This is a genomic window from Actinomyces howellii (genome assembly GCF_900637165.1).
Classification (GTDB): Bacteria; Actinomycetota; Actinomycetes; order Actinomycetales; family Actinomycetaceae; genus Actinomyces; species Actinomyces howellii.
Genome location: NZ_LR134350.1, coordinates 14,487 through 31,688 on the forward strand (window position 1 = coordinate 14,487; position 17,202 = coordinate 31,688).

The window sequence follows — 17,202 nt, forward strand, 5'->3', positions numbered from 1 at the left end:
ACCCGGGGGCGGAGCGGGGACGGGAGGGCCAGCCACACGATTTCGGCTTGCCGAAAACCTGTGAGGGATGACTACACTGCGCGAAAGTTCGGACACCCGAAACCGTGCCGCTCCGACTGCGTGCGGACCGGCAGAGAGGAAGCTCATGCCTACCCACCACAGACTGATGGCCTGCGTGGCGGGCGTCGTCGGCGCCGCCCTCACGCTGACGGGATGCGTCTCGCCCACGGCCGGCTCCCAGGACGACGTCCTGACCGTGTACGCCACGACCGGCTACCTCGCTGACCTCGTGGCCAACGTCGCCCCCGACGCGAGGGTGACCACGATGGTCGGCCCGGGAGGGGACCCGCACACCTACCAGCCCTCGACCAAGGACGTCGAGGAGATGAGAAGCGCCGACGTCGTGCTGTGGAACGGCCTGCACCTCGAGGCCCAGATGGTCGACCAGCTCGAGAGCCTGGGGGACAGGCAGCTCGCCGTGGGCGAGATGCTCCCCGAGGACATGCTGCTCGACTGGCCCGAGACCGACGAGGACGGCAACCCGCTCCACGACCCGCACGTGTGGAACAGCCCCTCGGCCTGGTCCCTCGTCGTGGGCCACGTGGCCGACAGGCTCGGCCGGATCGACCCGGACAGGGCCCAGGAGTACCGGGTCAACGCCGAGGCCTACCAGGGGCGGATCGCCGAGGCGGCGGACGAGGCCGGCGAGCTGCTCGCTCGGGTCCCCGCGCCCCGGATCCTCATCACCGGGCACGACGCCTTCAACTACTTCGGCCGGACCTACGACCTTGAGGTCCACGCCACCGACTTCGTGTCGACCGAGGCCGCCCTGAGCGCTGAGGAGATCTCCGAGCTGGCCCGGCTCATCGCCGACAACCGGGTGCCGGCGATCTTCCAGGACAACCAGGCCAACCCCCAGGCGATCACGAGCCTGAGCGAGGCCGTGCGGGCCCGGGGCTGGCAGGTCACGATCGCCGACGCCGAGCTCTACGCCGACTCCCTGGGTGCCGAACCCGAGGTCGACACCTACCTGGAGGTCCTCCTCCACAACGCCCGGACCGTCTCGGCCGCGCTCGGTGCGTCATGACCACCCCGGCCACCTGCACCGTGGCGAATGAGGGGCAGTGCCCACCTGCCTGCACGGTCACCGGACTGTCGGTCGCCTACCGGGAGGAGCCGGTGCTGCGTGCCGTCGACCTCAGCGTCCCGCAAGGCGTGGTCATGGGCGTCGTCGGGCCCAACGGCGCCGGCAAGTCCACCCTCATCAAGACGATGCTCGGGCTTGTCAGGCCCCTTGCCGGCTCGGTGGAGATCTTCGGCCTGCCGCTGGCGCAGGCGCGAGGACGGGTGGGCTACGTGCCGCAGTCCGCCGGAGTGGACTGGGACTTCCCCACCACCGTCGGCGACTTCGTGACCATGGGAACCTACGGCTCCCTGGGGTGGCTGCGCCGTCCGGGCCGGGCCGAGCGCGCCCGTGCCCTGAGCGCCTTGGAGCGCACGGGCACCGCCGCGCTGGCCCGCCGTCCGATCGGTGAGCTCTCCGGCGGCCAGCGCCAACGCGTCCTGCTGTCCCGAGCGCTGGTCCAGGAGGCGGACCTGTACGTCCTGGACGAGCCCTTCCAAGGGGTCGACGCCCACAGCCAGCAGGCCCTCGTCGAGGTCCTGCACGCCCTGCGCGCCCAGGGCCGCACCGTCGTCATCGTCCACCACGACCTGGCCACCGTCGGGGACTACTGCGACCACGTCACCCTGCTCAACCGCCGCGTCATCGCCTCGGGGCCGGTCGAGCTGGCCTACACGAGGGACAGCATCCGCGCCGCCTACGAGGTCCGGCCCGGCGACGACGCCTTCCTGGAGTTCGCCTCATGAGCCCCCTGGAGGTGCTCACGGACCACACCTACCGCATGGTGACCCTGGGCACGATGAGCATCGGGATGGTGGCCGGCGCGCTGGGCTGCTTCGCCTACCTGCGCCGGCAGTCGCTGGTCAGCGACCTCGTGTCGCACGCCGCCCTGCCCGGCAGCCTCCTCGCCTTCCTCGCGGCGGTCGCGGTGGGGGCCGACGGGCGCGGCATGATCGCCCTGGTCCTCGGCGCGGCCGTCGTGGGCACCCTGGCGGTCCTCGTGGCCAACTCCGTCACGCGGGCCAGCACCCTGGGCATCGACACCGCCATGGTCGTCGTCCTCACCCTCTTCTTCGGGGCGGGGACGCTGCTCATGCGCGTCATCGCCAACAGCAGGCTGCCCGGCAAGGGCGGGATCCAGGACTACCTGCTCGGCAACGCCTCGGTCTTCACCGTGGCGGACCTGGTCACCAGCCTGGGTGCGGGGGCCCTCGCCGTCGCGGCCCTCGTCGTGTTCTGGAAGGAGCTCGCACTGCGTGCCTTCGACCCCGAGCTCGCCACCGTCCTCGGATTCCGGGCGGGAGCGCTCGACGCCCTCATGTTCGGGGCGATTGCCATCGCCACCGTCATCGGGGTCAAGACCGTCGGGCTCGTCCTCACGGTGGCCTTCGTCGTCACCCCGCCGGCCGCCGCCCGACAGTGGACGGTGTCCCTGGGCGGCATGGTCGTGCTCGCAGGGCTCATCGGCGCCCTGGGCAGCGGGGTCGGTGCCTACCTGTCGATCGCCTTGGGCAAGGTCCCGAGCGGGCCTGTCGTCGTCCTCGTCCTGGGAGCGATCCTGCTCGTGTCCCTGCTGGCCTCCCCGCGGCGCAGCCTCGCGGTGCGCGCCGTGGCCAGGGCCCGGGCGCGCCGGGCCCTGGCCCGCGAGCTCGCGGCGAGGGGGGAGGGGAGATGAGCCTGGTCGTGGGAACCGCCGCGCTCGCGGTCGTTACCGCCCTGGCGTGCTGCCTGCCCGGTGTCTTCGTCGTCCTGCGCAGGAGCTCGATGCTCGTCGACGCCATCGGCCACGCGGTCCTGCCGGGCATCGTTGTCGGCTACCTGCTCACCCGGGACCTCGACTCTCCCGTGCTCATCATCGGAGCGGCGCTGGCGGGACTGGTCGTCGTCCTGGGAGCCCACTGGCTCTCGCGCACCGGGCTGCTCACCGGGGACTCCCCGCAGGCGCTGGTCTTCCCCGCGCTGTTCAGCATCGGGGTCATCCTCGTGAGCACGAGGCTGGCCAACGTCCACCTCGACACCCACGCGGTGCTCGTCGGGGACCTCAACCTGGCCGCCTGGGACCAGCTGAGGGTCGCGGGGGCGGACCTGGGGCCTTCCTACCTGGCGGTCATGCTCGGCGTGCTCGTCGTCAACGCGCTCGCGCTGTGGCTGCTCCATCCCAGGCTCACGGCCGCGACCATCGACCACGAGCACGCCTCCTGCCTGGGGCTGCGGCCCACGGCGGTGGGAACGCTGTTCATGTTCCTGCTCTCGCTGACGGTGACGGCCGCCTTCAACGCCGCCGGCGCGATCCTCGTCGCCGCGCTGGTCGTCGTCCCTCCGGCAACCGGGTACCTCCTGAGCACGACCCTGAGGGCGATGGTGGCGCTCACCGCGATCATCGCCGCCCTCGGGGCCCTTGCCGGGTTCGCGGTCGCCTACGCCCTCGACGCCGCCACGAGTGCGGGCATGGCGGTCCTCTACGGCCTCATGTTCCTCCTCGTGCTCACGGTGAGGAACATGAGGAGGCGACGCCGGCGCGGTGCGGCCCGGTCGTGCTACGGCGTCTCGGAGGTCCGAGGCCGGGTCGGTGCAGGTCGGGGCGTTGGTGGTTAGGCTGTCCTCAGCAGCTGGTCCGTGGCTCCGCGCCGCGGCCGCCCGCCGGAGCATGAGGAGACCGACATGACCTTCGTCAACATCACCGCACTGACCTTCCCCGACGGAGCGCAGGAGGAGATCGAGCGCCGCTTCGCCGCACGCTCGAGGCGGGTCGACGCCTCCGAGGGCTTTGAGGGCTTCGAGCTGCTGCGGCCGGTGACGGGGGAGGACCGGTACTTCGTCGTGACCCGGTGGGCCACGAGGGAGCACTACGAGACCTGGCGCGCCTCCCGCGGCGAGGGCGGGCACGAGGAGGACACGCGCCGGGGGATGAGCGTGGCGCCCATGGGCTTCGAGGTCGTCCAGCACGACGAGCCCTGAGCCGGGGCGCTGGCTCGCGCGAGGCGTCGTTGTACGCGAGAAGGGACTCGAACCCTCACGCCCGAAGGCACCAGGACCTAAACCTGGGGCGTCTACCAGTTCCGCCACTCGCGCTCGGCGGCAGCCTACCCTGACCGCATGACACGCGACGACGCTCCTGCCGGGACCCGGACCACCGGGCTCCTCGCCCCGGTGCCCGACAGCCTCCTGGCCGCGATGACGCAGGCGGGGGCTCCCTTCGACCTGGACGAGGCCGTCCCCGAGCCCCAGGACGCCCCGCCCCTGGCGTGGGGCGTCCTGGGCCCGGGCGGCATCGCTGCCGCCTTCGCCACCCAGGTCCCGGCCTACTCCTCGGGGCGGGTCGTGGCCGTCGGCAGCCGGGACCTCAGCCGGGCCCGCTCCTTCGCCAGGGCTCACGCGGCGGCGGGCAAGGGCCAGGAGGTGCGGGCCCACGGCTCCTACGAGGAGCTCGTCGCCGACCCGCAGGTCGAGGCCGTCTACGTCGCCACCCCGCACGCCCTCCACGCCGAGCACGCCCTGCTCGCCCTCGAGGCCGGTAAGCCCGTCCTGGTCGAGAAGGCCTTCACACGCGACGCCGACCAGGCGCGCCGGGTGCTCGACGTCGCCTCCAGGCGCGGCCTGTTCATCATGGAGGCGATGTGGAGCCGCTTCCTGCCCGGCCACGTCCTGACCCGGGCCCTCGCCGCAGCCGGGGTCCTGGGCCAGGTGCGGCACGTGCGCGCCGACTTCCACGAGCCGCTGGCGCACGTCGAGCGGCTCGTGCGCCCCGAGCTGGCCGGAGGGGCACTGCTCGACCTGGGCGTCTATCCGGTCAGCCTTGTGCACGGCCTCCTCGGGGCCCCGCAGCGCGTGACCGCCTCGGGGCGCCTGAGCGACCGCGGCGTCGACCTCGACGAGGTCGTCACGCTGTCCTACCCCCAGGCCACCGCGGTGGCCACCTCGGGGATGGACGGTGTCTCCTCCAAGACTGCGGAGATCATGGGCGCCACCGCCTGCCTGCGGCTGGACTCGGTGTTCTTCGCCCCCTCGGCCCTCGAGGTCACCTGGAGTGATCGGTCCCGGCCCGCCGTGACCTGGGACGCCAGGGTGCCCGGCGGCCTCCAGTTCGAGGCCGCCGAGGTGGCGCGCTGCCTGGCGGCCGGACGCACGCAGTCGCAGGTCATGCCGTGGGCGACGACCCTTGAGGTCATGGAGGTGCTCGACGAGGTGCGCCGCCAGCTCGGCGTCGTCTACCCCGGGCAGGAGGGGTGACCCCGAGGAGACGAGCCCGGGGGAGGGGCCGACCATCGGGCGGGACCGTCGCCAGCCCGCCCGCCGGACCTCCGGGGCTCAGTCGACGCCGAGGTCGCGGCGCAGCCGGTCGACGTGCCCCGTGGCCCGGACGTTGTAGGCGGCCAGCACGACCACGCCGTCAGTGTCGAGGACGACCGTGGAGCGGATGACCCCTGTGTAGGTCCGCCCGTAGTTCTTCTTCTCCCCCCAGGCGCCCCAGGCCTCCATGACGGCGTGCTCGGCGTCGGACAGCAGGGGGAAGGGCAGGTCCTCCCGGGAGGCGAAACGGGCCAGCGCCGTGGGGGAGTCCGCAGAGACCCCGACGACCTCGTATCCCGCCGCGCCCCAGGAGGCCAGGGAGTCGCGGAAGTCGCAGGCCTGGCGGGTGCACGCGGGGGTCGACGCCTTGGGGTAGAAGTAGACGACGACGCCGCGCTCGGCGCGCCGGCGCAGGTCGGCCAGGGACACGGGCGCGCCCGCCGCGTCAGGGAGGGTGAAGTCGGGAGCGGTCTCTCCCACTGCGAGCTGGGGCACAGCAGCCTCCTCGTCTCAGACGTGGCCTCTGTCGTCCCCTGCGCGGGGGAGGACAGACGCCCGGTGTCGGTTCGGGGTCGTTGCCCGGATTCTCCCGCCCTCAGGCCGCCAGCGCCAGGGCCTGGCGTGCGGCGGTCACCCGCTCCAGGGCCCGCTCGAGGCGCGAGGGGGAGGCCTGGGCCCCCAGCGAGGCCAGCTCGGCGCGCGCAGCGCTCAGCTCGCGCTCGGCCGCCTCGCGCCCTGCCCCGCAGGGGCGCAGGACGCCGGTGCTCCCGGCGGCCCCGGCGGTCCCCGGCGTCATCGTCGCGGTCCGGGTCGTGCTGGTGGTCGTCCTGGTCGTTGTGCTCATCGTCGTGCTCGTCATATCGATACTCCTTCGTCGTGTTCGTCGTGGCCCTCGTGCGGGCCCCTCAGTGCCGGGCGGAGTGCAGGCGGCTCCTGCGGCCCGGCGGGCGGTGGTCTGCTGGGTGCGCGACCGACTCGTGGTCGGCCTCGTCGCGCTCCCGGTGGCCGGAGACCTGGCGCGGTGCGCTCTGGCCTGGGCCCACGCGCGGATCGTCCCCGCCGCCCCGTCCACCGTCCTCCCAGGCGCCAGCGCTCCACGGGGGAGCGGGTGGGCCGGGGCGCGGGGACCTGCGGGCGCGTCGCGCCAAGGCTCCTGCGGGATCGTGGTGCCGGCGCAGGCATCGGGAGGTAGCCCCGGCCTGTGTGCTCTGGCACGGTCCATGCGTGGTACACCGCCAGGGACTCGAACCCTGAACCCGCTGATTAAGAGTCAGCTGCTCTACCAATTGAGCTAACGGTGCTCAGCCACGACGTGGCTGGGTGCGTCCCGGGGACAGGACCCGGTGATCGCGGTACCCCCTCAGGGACTCGAACCCTGGACACCCTGATTAAGAGTCAGGTGCTCTAACCAACTGAGCTAAGGAGGCATGTCATCCGGGTGGTCCGGGCGACGGAGGCTGACTCTACGTCCTCGACGCCGAGGTGTCCAATCGCGGGAACGGCCCTCGCAGGAATGTGCGGGAAGTCTCAGCCGCAGGGGCCTCATCGCTCCAGGGGCGAACTGGGGACAGCGGGCCCCCCACGAACGCGCCCGGGAACGGTAGCGTGGGGCTGTGAGCACTCCGATCGTGACCCTGGCGACATCCTCCGACTACCCCGACCTGGACGACGACGAGCTCGGCCTGCCCGACGCGCTGCGCGAGCGCGGTATCGAGCCGCGGATCGCCGTGTGGAACGACCCGACCGTCGACTGGGACACGGCTGGCACCGTCGTGCTGCGCTCGGTGCGCGACTACGCACTGGAGCGCAACTACACCAGCTTCCTGTCCTGGACGCGCTCGCTTCCGCGGGTGGCCAACCCGGCCGAGGTCGTGGCCTGGAACGCCGACAAGCACTACCTCACGCGGCTGGCCGAGCTCGGGGTGCCGATGATCCCGACCACCTGGATTGAGCCGGCCGACGGCCTGTCCAAGCACCAGGTCCACACCCGGTTCCCCGCCCACGGCGACTTCGTCGTCAAGCCGGCCATCTCCTCAGGGGGCCGGGGCACTGGCCGGTACACCGCCACCGACGCGCGCAGCCGCTCGGACGCCATCAACGACACGATGCACCACCTGCGCCGCTCCCGGTCGGTCATGGTCCAGCGCTATCTCGAGGAGGTCGACCGTAAGGGGGAGGTGTCTCTCGTCTACTTCAACGGCGTGCTGTCCCACGCCGTGGAGAAGGCCCCGATGCTCCACCCCTCCTTCCGCTCCACCGACGAGGTCCACGAGGAGATCGTCACCGCCCGCGAGCCCAGCGAGCAGGAGTGGCTCTGGGGGGAGAAGGTCCGCAAGGCCATCCACAGGGTCATCAAGGAGCGTTCCGGGCGTGACAGCCAGCTGCTGTTCAACCGTGTCGACGTCGTCGAGGACGGTCAGGGGGGCTTCTACCTCATGGAGGTCTCCCTCATCGACGCCGGGCTCTACCTGGGCTCCACCCCCGAGGCCCTGGAGAGCTTCGCCGACGCCATCGAGCAGCGCGTCTTCTGGTGACCCGCGCCCGACCCCGCGAGGACAGGGGGCTGCTCCTCGGGGCGGAGCCGAGGCGAGGCGGGTTCGTCCTGGCGGTTGATGCGGGGTCCGGCACGTCCGGCTACAACGTCTTCCATGCGTACTGTTCTCAACATCATCTGGGTGCTCCTCGGGGGCTTCTGGCTCTTCGTCGAGTACGTGATCGTGGGCGTGATCGCCTGCGTCTTCATCGTGACGATCCCCGCCGGGGTCGCCGCCTTCCGCATCGCGGGCTACGCCCTGTGGCCCTTCGGCCGTGATGTCGTGCCCAAGCCCGACGCGGGTGCGATGAGCGCGCTGGGCAACGTCATCTGGTTCCTCGTCGCCGGAGTGTGGCTGGCCATCGGGCACATCACGACGGCCGCGGCGCAGGCGCTCACCATCGTCGGGATCCCGCTGGCGATCGCCAACATCAAGATGATCCCGGTGACCTGCTTCCCCTTCGGCAAGCAGGTGGTCCCCGGCCGCGGCATCCTCTGAGACCGGGGCCGCCCGGGGGCGGGGTCCGTGCCCCTGCCCCCGGGCGGCACGGTCTGTCTCAGGGACGCGTCAGGCACGCTCAGGCGGTGATGCGGCGCGCCGCCACCCAGTAGGTGACGTAGCAGGCGCCCACGAAGCCCGCGGTCATCCACAGGGCCGGCCGCTGGGCTGGGTCGACGACGATGAGCAGGCAGGAGGCCGCCGAGGCGAGCAGGGCGGCGACCGACACCCACGGGTAGCCGGGCGCCGCGTAGCCGAGCTCGTCGGTCGAGCGTCCCTGAGCGACCCACCGTCTGCGGAAGGACAGGTGGGAGGCGGCGATGGCCACCCACACGAGGACCACCGCCAGCCCCGAGACCGACACGAGCACGAGGTAGACGGTCGAGGCCGCCACGACGCTCGTGGCCAGGGCGGTCAGCCCGCCGACCATGGACAGGCCCATCGCCAGGGCCGGCACGCCGAACCGGTTGGTGCGTGCGAGAGCCCTGGGCACGGTGCCCTCGTTGGCCAAGGACCACAGCATCCTGGTCGAGGCGTAGAGGCCCACGATCGCCAGGCTGCCCAGGACGATGAAGGCGATGATCGCGGCGACCTTGAGCGAGGACAGGATGGTCTCGGCCTCGGCGAAGACGCGTACCGAGGTGATGTTGATCGCCAGGATGAGGGCGATGAACAGCGCCGCCCACATCCAGGTGGGGGTCGAGGGGAACCAGCCCTTCATGATCATCGCCGCCCCGGTGAACTCGCTGCCCAGGGCGACCGTCCACGTCAGCCAGTACAGGACCGCCGTGACCGTCCCGGTGGCCGGCGCCAGGAACCGCGTCGCGTAGACGTGGAAGGCTCCGGTCTCGGGCATGGCCACGCTCAGCTCACCCAGGCACAGCATGACGAGGTAGACGATGACGGCCCCCACGCAGTAGGCCAGGATCGTGCCGACAGGCCCTGCCGTGGCCACCGTGTAACCGCTGGACAGGAACAGGCCGGTGCCGATGACCCCACCGAAGCTGATCATCATGAGGTGCCGACGCGACATGCGCCGCTCGAGGCCGTTGACGGCTGCCGGCTGGGCAGGGGACCCGGTCACGGCAGGGGCGGCCGTGGGCTGAGAGCTCATGGCCGACACGCTAGTGGCCCCGCTCAGGTGCCTTGGCTACGGTGCCACCATGCGAACCGTGAGGCCCGAGAACGGGTCCCCCGCACCCGACCTGGCCGAGCTGCTCCGCAGCGAGGTCCTCGTCCTCGACGGCGCGACGGGCACCGAGCTCGACGCCCGCGGCGTCGACACCCGCCACACCCTGTGGTCCGCCCTGGCCCTGGTCGAGGCCCCCGGTGCCGTCGCCGCCGTCCACGCCGACTACCTGGAGGCCGGGGCCCAGGTGATCACGACGAACTCATACCAGGCCAGCGTCCCGGCCTTCGTGCGGGCCGGCCTGGGGGAGGCGGCGGCCCTGCGGGCGCTGGAGGCCTCGGCTCAGCTGGCCCTCGACGCAGCCGCCGGGGCTCCCAGGACGAGTGGCCCGGTGCTCGTCGCCGGGGCGCTGGGCCCCTACGGCGCCTGCCTCGCGGACGGCTCGGAGTACACCGGCGCCTACCAGGTGGACGCCCCCGACTTCGAGCTCGTCCACCGCCCGCGCATCGAGGTCCTCGCCGCCCAGGGGCTGCGGCTCTTCGCCCTGGAGACGATGCCCCGCCTCGACGAGGCCCGGCTGGTCGTCGAGATGCTCACCGAGCTCGTCCCCGACGCGCAGTGCTGGGTCTCCTTCCAGGTGCGCCCCGACGGCCGGCACCTGGCCGACGGCAGCGCCCTGGCCGCCGCGGCCGCCTGGGCCCAGGACAACGGGGCGGTGAGCGCCGTCGGGCTCAACTGCGTGGCCCCGCAGGTCGTCACCCGGGCGCTGCCCGTGCTCAGTGCGGCCACGAGCAAGCCGCTGGTCGCCTACCCCAACTCCGGGGACGTCTACGACCCTGTCACCAAGACCTGGCGCACGGTCGAGGGCGCCGAGCGCTTCACCGCCTCCGCCCAGGGGTGGATCGACGCCGGCGTCCGCCTCCTGGGAGGCTGCTGCCGCACCTCACCGGCGGACACCGCCGTCCTGGCGGGCATCGTGGCCGCCTCGCGGTGAGCCGGCCTCGCTCGGCGGTCCGCCCGGTCACCGCCCCGCGGGTGGCCGCTCACCGCAGCTGCTGGCTGAGCAGCCTGACCAGGAGCGCGAGCACGACGACGACGAGCGCGGCGCGCACGAAGCGCGGGCCGAGCCTTGAGGCGGTGCGGGCCCCGAGCCACCCGCCGCACATGTTCGCCGTGCCCATGACCAGGCCCAGCCTCCACTCCACCGCGCCCACGAGGGCGAACACCGCCAGGGCCCCGACGTTGGTGGCCAGGTTGACCGCCTTGGACATCGCCGCGGCAGTGAGCGTCTCCATGCCCACGAGCAGGATGAGACCGATGAGCAGGAAGGAGCCGGTTCCGGGGCCGAGCATGCCGTCGTAGAAGCCGATGGCCGCGCCCAGGGCCAGGCACCTCACCGTCCTGCCAGACCCCGCACGGGCCCTCGCCGCCGGGGGGCCTGCCGCGCCCGGGGCGCCCGAGCCCCCGGCGGATCGGGTGAAGGAGTCGGGTCTGAGGACGGTGACGGCCAGGACGGCGAGCAGCGCGGTGATGATGACCGGCCGGAAGACCTCCGTGGGGAGCCGTGTGGCCGCCAGGGCGCCACAGCCCGCCGCGGCGAGGGCCAGCAGCGAGGTGCCCAGGACGTGAGAGGGGAACCCGACCCGGCGCCTGTAGGTGGCCGCGGCCGCGGTCGTCCCCATGACCGAGGACACCTTGTTCGTGCCCAGCGCGTGCGTGGCAGGCAGGCCCGGGACGAGGAGGAGGGCCGGCACCTGGACCAGTCCGCCGCCTCCGACCACCGCGTCCACCCACCCTGCCACGAGCGCGGCGCCCATGAGCAGCGCGAGCACCGGCGGGCTGAGGCCCGGAAGCTCCAGGACCGAGGCGAGTCCGCTCATCCCGGGACCGTGCCCCTCGCGCCCCTCGCGCCCCTCGCGCCCCTCGCGCCCCTCGCGCCCCTCGCGCCCCTCGCGCCCCTCGTGCCCGTCATGCCTGCGGCCCGACGCTCAGCAGGTGGATGACGACCCGGTCAGCGGCGTCGCACTCAGCCAGGTCGACCAGCGCCGTCAGCCTCCAGTCGTGGTCCTCCTCGGGGTCCTGGAGGATCTGCGTCGCGAGCCAGACCCGTCGTCCCGTGCGCTCGAGCGCCTCGCGCAGCCGCTCGGAGACACCGGCTGCCGCGAGCTCGGCCTCCGACGGGTCCTCGGTCAGGGGCGCCAGCGCCACCGAGCGGGAGGAGGTGTCCGTGCCGATCCAGTCGTACTCCTCCCAGTACCGCCCCAGCACCTCGTCCCAACGCTCCTGACCCCAGCCGGCCGAGGCGTCCAGGCGCCCCAGGGCCTCGACGTCGTCGCGGGCCATGAGCTCGACACGGCGGAACATCTCGCGCCGCACGGCCGTGCGCAAGGCGTGGAGGTTGCGGGTCAGGGCCACGCGTCCGTCGGCGTCGGCCCCGAAGGCGCGCTCGACGCCCATCGAGTCGTCGCGCTCGGGGTCGTCGCCCGCCAGGACGGCCGCTCCCGCCTCCACCCGGCCGGCCTGGGCCGCCCCGAGGGCCTCCCACTCGTCGAGCAGGGAGGAGTCCACCGCCCGGACGAGCCCACCGAGCCACTCGATGACCTCACCGACCTCAGGGGTGCGGTGCTCCTCGGGCACGACCTGGCGCAGCGCCCGGTAGGCGTCGGAGAGGTAGCGCAGCACCACCCCCTCGGAGCGGCCGAGCTCGTAGCGGGAGACCAGGTCGGAGAAGGTCATGGCGTTCTCGACCATCTCGCGCACGACCGACTTGGGGGACAGCTCCTCCTCGGCCACCCACGGGTTGGACTGCTTGTACATCTCCAGGGCGGGGGCGAGCAGCGCGGCCAGCGGCCGGGGCCAGGTGATCTCCTCCAGCGCCGCCATGCGCTCGTCGTAGTCCATGCCCTCGGCCTTCATCGCCGCGACCGCCTCACCGCGGGCCGCACGCTGCTGGGCGTAGAGGAGGGGGCGGGGGTCGTCGAGGGTCGCCTCGACCACCGAGACGACGTCGAGCGCGTGCTCGGGGGAGTCGAGGTTGAGCAGGTCCATGGCGGCCAGGGCGAAGGGGGCCAGGGGCTGGTTGAGGGCGAAGTCCTCGGGCAGGTCGACCGCCAGGCGCAGGCGGGGGCGCCCGTCGGCCTGCGCCTGGGCGCTCGAGACGTGCTCGACGACGCCGGCGGTGCGCAGGGACTGGTAGATCGTCACGGCGCGTCGCACGTGACGGCGCCTGTCGGCCTGCGGCTCGTGGACGCGGTCGAGCAGCCCGGCCATCGCCCGCACGGGGTCGGCGTCGCGCTCCATGAGGTTGAGGACCATCGTCGTCGTGACCCGGAACTGGCTCGTCAGGGTCTCCGGCGCCGCCTCGCGCAGGCGCTCGAAGGTCTTGTCCGTCCAGTTCACCCGGCCCTCCGGTGCCTTCTTGCGCACGATCCTGCGGATCTTGCGCGGGTCGTCGCCCGCCTTGGCCAGTGCCTTGGCGTTGTCGATGACGTGCTCGGGAGCCTGGACGACGACGTAGCCGCGAGTGTCGAATCCCGCTCGCCCGGCGCGTCCGGCGATCTGGTGGAACTCCCGGGCGGTGAGGTGGCGCTCCTTGGCGCCGTCGAACTTGACGAGGCTGGTGAGCACGACCGAGCGGATCGGGACGTTGATGCCCACCCCCAGGGTGTCGGTGCCGCAGATGACCGACAGGACCCCCTCACGGGCCAGGCGCTCGACGAGCCGGCGGTACCGCGGGAGCATCCCGGCGTGGTGGACCCCGATCCCGGAACGCAGCAGGCGCGAGAGCGTCGCCCCGAACCCGCCCCCGAAGCGGAAGTCCCCCAGCGCGGCGGCGATCTCGGCCTTGCGGGACCTCGCGCCCAGGTCGACGCTGAGCAGGGAGGTGGCCCGCTCGATCGCCTCCTTCTGGGAGAAGTGGACGACGTAGACCGGCGCCCTGCCCTGACCGACGAGGCGCTCGAGGAGCTCGCCGATCGGCTCGACGACGTAGTCCATCTCCAGGGGCACCGGGCGCACCGCGTCGTCGACGACGGCGACCTCGCGGCCCGTGCGCTCGCGCATGTCCCGCACGAAGAAGGACACGTCCCCCAGCGTCGCCGAGAGCAGGACCATCTGCGCCTGCGGGAGCTCGAGCAGCGGGACCTGCCAGGCCCAGCCGCGCTGAGGGTCCGCGTAGTAGTGGAACTCGTCCATGACGACGGTGTCGACGTCCATCGTCTCGCCCTCGCGCAGGGACTGGTTGGCCAGGATCTCGGCGGTGCAGCACACGACCGGGGCCCCGGGGTTGATCGCGGTGTCGCCGGTGACCATGCCGACGTTCTCGGCGCCCAGCAGGCCGACGAGCTCGAAGAACTTCTCGGAGACCAGCGCCTTGAGCGGAGCCGTGTAGTAGGAGCGCCCGTCCCGGGCCAGGGAGGCGGTGTGGGCCGCCAGAGCGATCATCGACTTGCCCGACCCGGTGGGGGTGGCGGCGATGACGTGGCGGCCGTCGAGGATCTGGGACAGGGCCTCGTCCTGGTGGGGGTAGAGGGGGCGGCCCGTGGACTCGGCCCACTGGCTGAAGGCGAGGTAGAGCTCCTCGGGCTCCGGGACGCGCTCGGGGTCGTCGGCGGGGATGAGGGAGTCGAGCATCGCGTTGAGCGAGGGAACCGCCGAGGAAGGAGCCATGCGGCCATCGTCTCACGGGCGCGGCGGCCCCCCGGGGGACGGGGGCAAGACGATCGGCCCCTCACGAGCACCACGATGAGATGATGGCGGCGTACCCGCACGACCGGCCAGGACAACCAGGACAACCAGGACAACCAGGAGAGGCCGATGGATCCCAGAGCCCGTGTCGAGGCCTTCCTCGTCGACTACGCCGCGGCCCACGCCGAGGTCCTGCCGTTGATGGGCGACCGCGAAGCCGACCTCTTCGGTTCCTGGCGCGCAAGGCTGACGGCCCTCGAGCGGGCCCACTTCGCCGACCCCGCGGTCGACGCGCCGGTCGGCGGCTTCTCGTCCCGGGCCGAGTTCGACCCCGCCATGGTCGTCTCGCGGGTCGAGGTCTACGGCACTGCCGCCCGGCTCCGCCTCGAGGACGGGCGTAGGGCGTCGGGCCCCGCCGTCTACGAGGTGGAGCTCGTCGAGGTGGAGGGGGACTGGCGCATCGCGCAGATCACCGGGTTCTACGACGAGCCGGGTTCGCCGATCACGAGTGCCGCCGCCCTCAGGTCCCTGCTCGAGGAGGCGCGGCTGACCAAGGCCCTGAGCGACCTGGATGAGGACGACAACCCCGACCTCGACGCCGTGTTCGCCACGGGGCGCGCCAGGGTCGCGCTCACCGCGGCGGACCTGCCCCCGGACGACGACAGGGAGGACAGCGAGGAGGCCCTGCGCGCCGAGCTGGCCAGGGCCAGGGCCGAGGCGGAGGTGGTTGACACCGAGCTCGTCGAGCTCGGGACGTTCTCGCACGGCGGGGTGCTGGCCGTGGGCGACCCCGGCTACCACGACGGGCTCATGCAGGTGTGCGCCCTGACCGTTGAGCCCGGCTCCGCCACGGGGCAGGCCGTGGTCGTCAGGAGCGAGGAGAGAGTCGCGGCGGTGCGCGCGGTGCTCGACAACACCCGTCCGGTTCGGTGGCAGCGTGCTCTCCTGGCACCAGGCGCCGGCTTCGTCATCGGGGTCGACTCCGGCACGGGCGCCGTCGTCGACGCCGTGTCCTACCTGTCGATGAGCCACAGGGACTGGAGCCGTGCGATGAGGGCGTGGGTCAGCACCGACGCCGCCCTCCTCGACCCCGGAACCGGCCCGGTGGGCGTCGTCACGCGATCGGGATGGGGCGATGGCGGCTATGGCGTCTACTGGGGCCTGGACGGGCAGGGCAGGCCCGTCCAGCTCGTCATCGACTACGGCCTGCTGTGGGAGCCGGTGCCCGAGGCGGGCTGAGGCCGCACGCGGGCCGCAGCACCGCCACCGTGCTGTGCCGTGCTGTGCCGGTCTCGCGGCAGGCCGCCCTTGCCCCGGGGCGCGGCGTGGTGTGAGACGATGCCTGCCGTTGCCCACCTCCTCCTGCGCGAAGGTTCCCGCCTATGGAAGCTCTATCCGCCTCGCTCCTGTCGATCGCCGACTGGATCACCGCACACGTCACCATGTGGGTGCTCGTGGGCACCGGCGTCGTGCTCACCATCGCCTCACGCGGCATGCAGGTACGCCACTTCTCCACGATGGTGCGCACCGTCCTGGGCTCGCGCCAGGGCGCCGGGGGAGGGATCTCCTCCTTCCAGGCCTTCACGATCTCCCTTGCCGCGCGCGTGGGCGTGGGCAACGTCTTCGGCGTGGCGGCCGCGCTCCTCCTCGGTGGCCCCGGTGCGATCTTCTGGATGTGGGTCGTGGCCCTCGTGGGCATGTCGACCGCCTTCTTCGAGGCCACGCTCGCCCAGATGTTCAAGGTGCGTGCACAGGACGGCACCTTCCGCGGAGGCCCCGCCTACTACATGGCTGCAGGCATGCGCAACCGGGTCCTGGCCTCCGTCTTCGCCGTCATCACCGTCATCACCTGCGCCTTCGTCATCACCTCGGTGCAGGCCAACGCGATCGCCGGCACCCTCCTGGCGGCCCTGGGAGACACCGGCGCCTCGCCGCTGGAGGGCCTGGGCGGCCTGAGCCCGGCCCAGCTGGTCATCGCCGCGCTCCTGTTCGTCTTCTCCTCGATGGTCATCTTCGGGGGCATCCGGTCGGTGGCCAGGGTCACGGAGTGGATGGCGCCGATCATGGCGCTCATCTACGTCGCCATGGTGGCCGTCATCGTCGTGCTCAACATCGGGCAGTTCGGCGCGGTCATCACCCAGATCGTCCAGGGCGCCTTCGCCCCCGAGCCGCTCGTGGGCGGCCTGGGCGGGGGAGTGCTCGCCGCGGTCGTCAACGGCACGAAGCGCGGCCTGTTCTCCAACGAGGCCGGTCAGGGCACCGCCCCCAACGCGGCGGCGACCGCCACCGTCGACCACCCGGTCAAGCAGGGCCTCATCCAGTCCCTGGGGGTGTTCATCGACACGATCATCGTGTGCACCGCCACCGCCTTCGTCATCCTCATCGCCGGTCCCCAGGTCTGGGGCGCCCCGGGCGTCAACCCGGCGAACCTGACGACCCTGGCCGTGGCCAGCGAGCTCGGCGGGTGGACTATCATGCCGATGGCGGTCCTCATCTTCGTCCTGGCCTACTCCTCGATCATCGCCGCCTACGTGTACTCGGCGACCAACATGGCCTTCATCACCCGCGCGAGGTGGGCGACCTGGGCGGTGCGCATCATCTCGGTGGCCTCCGTGGTCGTCGGATCCCTGGCCACCCTGGATCTCGTGTGGAACACCGTCGACATCGCCATGGCGGTCATGACGGTCACCAACCTCGTGGCGCTCCTGGCGCTGGCCCGCTGGGGGCTGGGCGCCCTGCGCGACTACGAGGCACAGCGCCGGGCCGGTGTCGACTCGCCCGTCTTCGTCGGCACCGCGAACCCCTACCTTCCCGGCGACCTGCCCGGCGAGGTGTGGGCGCCCCGAGGTGGCGAGCCTGCCGGCGAGCAGGCCCAGGACCCCGCAGTCCCCGCCGCTGATCGGGCCGCCTCCGAGCCCCAGCCCTAGCCGTCCGGCACGATC

General features: G+C 72.3%; 16 protein-coding genes and 3 tRNA genes. 11 read left to right on the plus strand and 8 right to left on the minus strand.

Annotated features, from left to right (window positions below):
- The first annotated feature begins 145 nt into the window (after positions 1-145).
- From EL245_RS00080 to EL245_RS00100, 5 genes are all read left to right on the plus strand, one after another.
- Positions 146-1,087 (plus strand): metal ABC transporter substrate-binding protein, encoded by a 942-nt coding sequence (locus EL245_RS00080; RefSeq protein WP_197719424.1) that lies wholly within the window; start codon positions 146-148, stop codon positions 1,085-1,087.
- Positions 1,084-1,869, plus strand: a complete 786-nt coding sequence (locus EL245_RS00085; protein ID WP_126381002.1) for a metal ABC transporter ATP-binding protein — start codon at positions 1,084-1,086, stop codon at positions 1,867-1,869. The genes EL245_RS00080 and EL245_RS00085 overlap by 4 nt, the downstream gene beginning before the upstream one ends.
- Entirely contained in the window at positions 1,866-2,798 is a 933-nt protein-coding gene (locus EL245_RS00090; RefSeq protein WP_126381004.1) for a metal ABC transporter permease, read from the plus strand. The genes EL245_RS00085 and EL245_RS00090 overlap by 4 nt, the downstream gene beginning before the upstream one ends.
- Positions 2,795-3,718 carry a metal ABC transporter permease gene (locus tag EL245_RS00095; protein ID WP_126381006.1) on the plus strand — a complete coding sequence of 308 codons (924 nt, stop codon included), beginning with the start codon at positions 2,795-2,797 and terminating at the stop codon, positions 3,716-3,718. The genes EL245_RS00090 and EL245_RS00095 overlap by 4 nt, the downstream gene beginning before the upstream one ends.
- A gap of 66 nt (positions 3,719-3,784) precedes the next feature.
- Entirely contained in the window at positions 3,785-4,081 is a 297-nt protein-coding gene (locus EL245_RS00100; protein WP_126381008.1) for an antibiotic biosynthesis monooxygenase family protein, read from the plus strand.
- A gap of 32 nt (positions 4,082-4,113) precedes the next feature.
- Here EL245_RS00100 and EL245_RS00105 read toward each other — a convergent pair.
- Positions 4,114-4,195: transfer RNA gene (locus EL245_RS00105), tRNA-Leu, on the minus strand.
- Positions 4,196-4,219: 24 nt separating this feature from the next.
- Here EL245_RS00105 and EL245_RS00110 point away from each other — a divergent pair.
- On the plus strand, positions 4,220-5,353 hold the full coding sequence (locus EL245_RS00110; RefSeq protein ID WP_197719425.1) for a Gfo/Idh/MocA family protein: 1,134 nt from the start codon (positions 4,220-4,222) through the stop codon (positions 5,351-5,353).
- 78 nt (positions 5,354-5,431) lie between these two features.
- On the opposite strand, the gene bcp is transcribed toward EL245_RS00110, so the two are convergent.
- The 4 genes from bcp to EL245_RS00130 form a co-directional block, all read right to left on the minus strand.
- Positions 5,432-5,908: a thioredoxin-dependent thiol peroxidase gene (gene bcp / locus EL245_RS00115; RefSeq protein ID WP_126381010.1), complete on the minus strand. Its 477-nt coding sequence runs from the start codon at positions 5,906-5,908 to the stop codon at positions 5,432-5,434.
- A gap of 100 nt (positions 5,909-6,008) precedes the next feature.
- Positions 6,009-6,272: a hypothetical protein gene (locus tag EL245_RS00120; protein ID WP_126381012.1), complete on the minus strand. Its 264-nt coding sequence runs from the start codon at positions 6,270-6,272 to the stop codon at positions 6,009-6,011.
- A 366-nt stretch (positions 6,273-6,638) separates the two neighbouring features.
- Positions 6,639-6,714: transfer RNA gene (locus tag EL245_RS00125), tRNA-Lys, on the minus strand.
- A 52-nt stretch (positions 6,715-6,766) separates the two neighbouring features.
- Positions 6,767-6,840 (minus strand) — tRNA-Lys (locus EL245_RS00130).
- Positions 6,841-7,026: 186 nt separating this feature from the next.
- On the opposite strand from EL245_RS00130, the gene EL245_RS00135 reads away from it, so the two are divergent.
- Both EL245_RS00135 and EL245_RS00140 read left to right on the plus strand, forming a co-directional pair.
- Positions 7,027-7,947, plus strand: coding sequence for an ATP-grasp domain-containing protein (locus tag EL245_RS00135; protein WP_126381014.1), 921 nt, complete (start codon positions 7,027-7,029; stop codon positions 7,945-7,947).
- Positions 7,948-8,061: 114 nt separating this feature from the next.
- On the plus strand, positions 8,062-8,445 hold the full coding sequence (locus EL245_RS00140) for a YccF domain-containing protein (protein ID WP_126381016.1): 384 nt from the start codon (positions 8,062-8,064) through the stop codon (positions 8,443-8,445).
- A 79-nt stretch (positions 8,446-8,524) separates the two neighbouring features.
- Here the strand turns inward: EL245_RS00140 and EL245_RS00145 are convergent, their stop codons facing one another.
- Positions 8,525-9,478 carry an amino acid permease gene (locus EL245_RS00145; protein WP_126383798.1) on the minus strand — a complete coding sequence of 318 codons (954 nt, stop codon included), beginning with the start codon at positions 9,476-9,478 and terminating at the stop codon, positions 8,525-8,527.
- A gap of 130 nt (positions 9,479-9,608) precedes the next feature.
- Here EL245_RS00145 and mmuM point away from each other — a divergent pair, with 130 nt between their 5' ends.
- Positions 9,609-10,568: a homocysteine S-methyltransferase gene (gene mmuM, locus EL245_RS00150; protein ID WP_126381018.1), complete on the plus strand. Its 960-nt coding sequence runs from the start codon at positions 9,609-9,611 to the stop codon at positions 10,566-10,568.
- A 49-nt stretch (positions 10,569-10,617) separates the two neighbouring features.
- Here mmuM and EL245_RS00155 read toward each other — a convergent pair whose 3' ends face one another.
- Positions 10,618-11,454, minus strand: coding sequence for a sulfite exporter TauE/SafE family protein (locus tag EL245_RS00155; protein WP_126381020.1), 837 nt, complete (start codon positions 11,452-11,454; stop codon positions 10,618-10,620).
- An 88-nt stretch (positions 11,455-11,542) separates the two neighbouring features.
- Positions 11,543-14,242 (minus strand): DEAD/DEAH box helicase, encoded by a 2,700-nt coding sequence (locus EL245_RS00160; protein WP_232009795.1) that lies wholly within the window; start codon positions 14,240-14,242, stop codon positions 11,543-11,545.
- A 147-nt stretch (positions 14,243-14,389) separates the two neighbouring features.
- Here EL245_RS00160 and EL245_RS00165 point away from each other — a divergent pair, with 147 nt between their 5' ends.
- Complete coding sequence (locus EL245_RS00165; protein WP_126381023.1) at positions 14,390-15,499, plus strand: DUF4241 domain-containing protein; 1,110 nt, start codon at positions 14,390-14,392, stop codon at positions 15,497-15,499.
- A gap of 143 nt (positions 15,500-15,642) precedes the next feature.
- Positions 15,643-17,187 (plus strand): alanine/glycine:cation symporter family protein, encoded by a 1,545-nt coding sequence (locus tag EL245_RS00170; protein WP_126381025.1) that lies wholly within the window; start codon positions 15,643-15,645, stop codon positions 17,185-17,187.
- The last annotated feature ends 15 nt before the right edge of the window (positions 17,188-17,202 follow it).

What these genes read in the sequence shown, in the direction of transcription:
- EL245_RS00145 (WP_126383798.1), bottom strand. Translation starts at nt 9,478, where the DNA reads ATGTCGCGTCGGCACCTCATGATGATCAGCTTCGGTGGGGTCATCGGC.
- EL245_RS00155 (WP_126381020.1), bottom strand. Translation starts at nt 11,454, where the DNA reads ATGAGCGGACTCGCCTCGGTCCTGGAGCTTCCGGGCCTCAGCCCGCCG.
- EL245_RS00110 (WP_197719425.1), top strand. Translation starts at nt 4,220, where the DNA reads ATGACACGCGACGACGCTCCTGCCGGGACCCGGACCACCGGGCTCCTC.
- EL245_RS00170 (WP_126381025.1), top strand. Translation starts at nt 15,643, where the DNA reads ATGGAAGCTCTATCCGCCTCGCTCCTGTCGATCGCCGACTGGATCACC.
- EL245_RS00160 (WP_232009795.1), bottom strand. Translation starts at nt 14,242, where the DNA reads ATGGCTCCTTCCTCGGCGGTTCCCTCGCTCAACGCGATGCTCGACTCC.
- EL245_RS00085 (WP_126381002.1), top strand. Translation starts at nt 1,084, where the DNA reads ATGACCACCCCGGCCACCTGCACCGTGGCGAATGAGGGGCAGTGCCCA.
- EL245_RS00095 (WP_126381006.1), top strand. Translation starts at nt 2,795, where the DNA reads ATGAGCCTGGTCGTGGGAACCGCCGCGCTCGCGGTCGTTACCGCCCTG.
- EL245_RS00165 (WP_126381023.1), top strand. Translation starts at nt 14,390, where the DNA reads ATGGATCCCAGAGCCCGTGTCGAGGCCTTCCTCGTCGACTACGCCGCG.
- EL245_RS00120 (WP_126381012.1), bottom strand. Translation starts at nt 6,272, where the DNA reads ATGACGAGCACGACGATGAGCACAACGACCAGGACGACCACCAGCACG.
- EL245_RS00090 (WP_126381004.1), top strand. Translation starts at nt 1,866, where the DNA reads ATGAGCCCCCTGGAGGTGCTCACGGACCACACCTACCGCATGGTGACC.
- EL245_RS00080 (WP_197719424.1), top strand. Translation starts at nt 146, where the DNA reads ATGCCTACCCACCACAGACTGATGGCCTGCGTGGCGGGCGTCGTCGGC.
- EL245_RS00100 (WP_126381008.1), top strand. Translation starts at nt 3,785, where the DNA reads ATGACCTTCGTCAACATCACCGCACTGACCTTCCCCGACGGAGCGCAG.
- mmuM (WP_126381018.1), top strand. Translation starts at nt 9,609, where the DNA reads ATGCGAACCGTGAGGCCCGAGAACGGGTCCCCCGCACCCGACCTGGCC.
- EL245_RS00140 (WP_126381016.1), top strand. Translation starts at nt 8,062, where the DNA reads ATGCGTACTGTTCTCAACATCATCTGGGTGCTCCTCGGGGGCTTCTGG.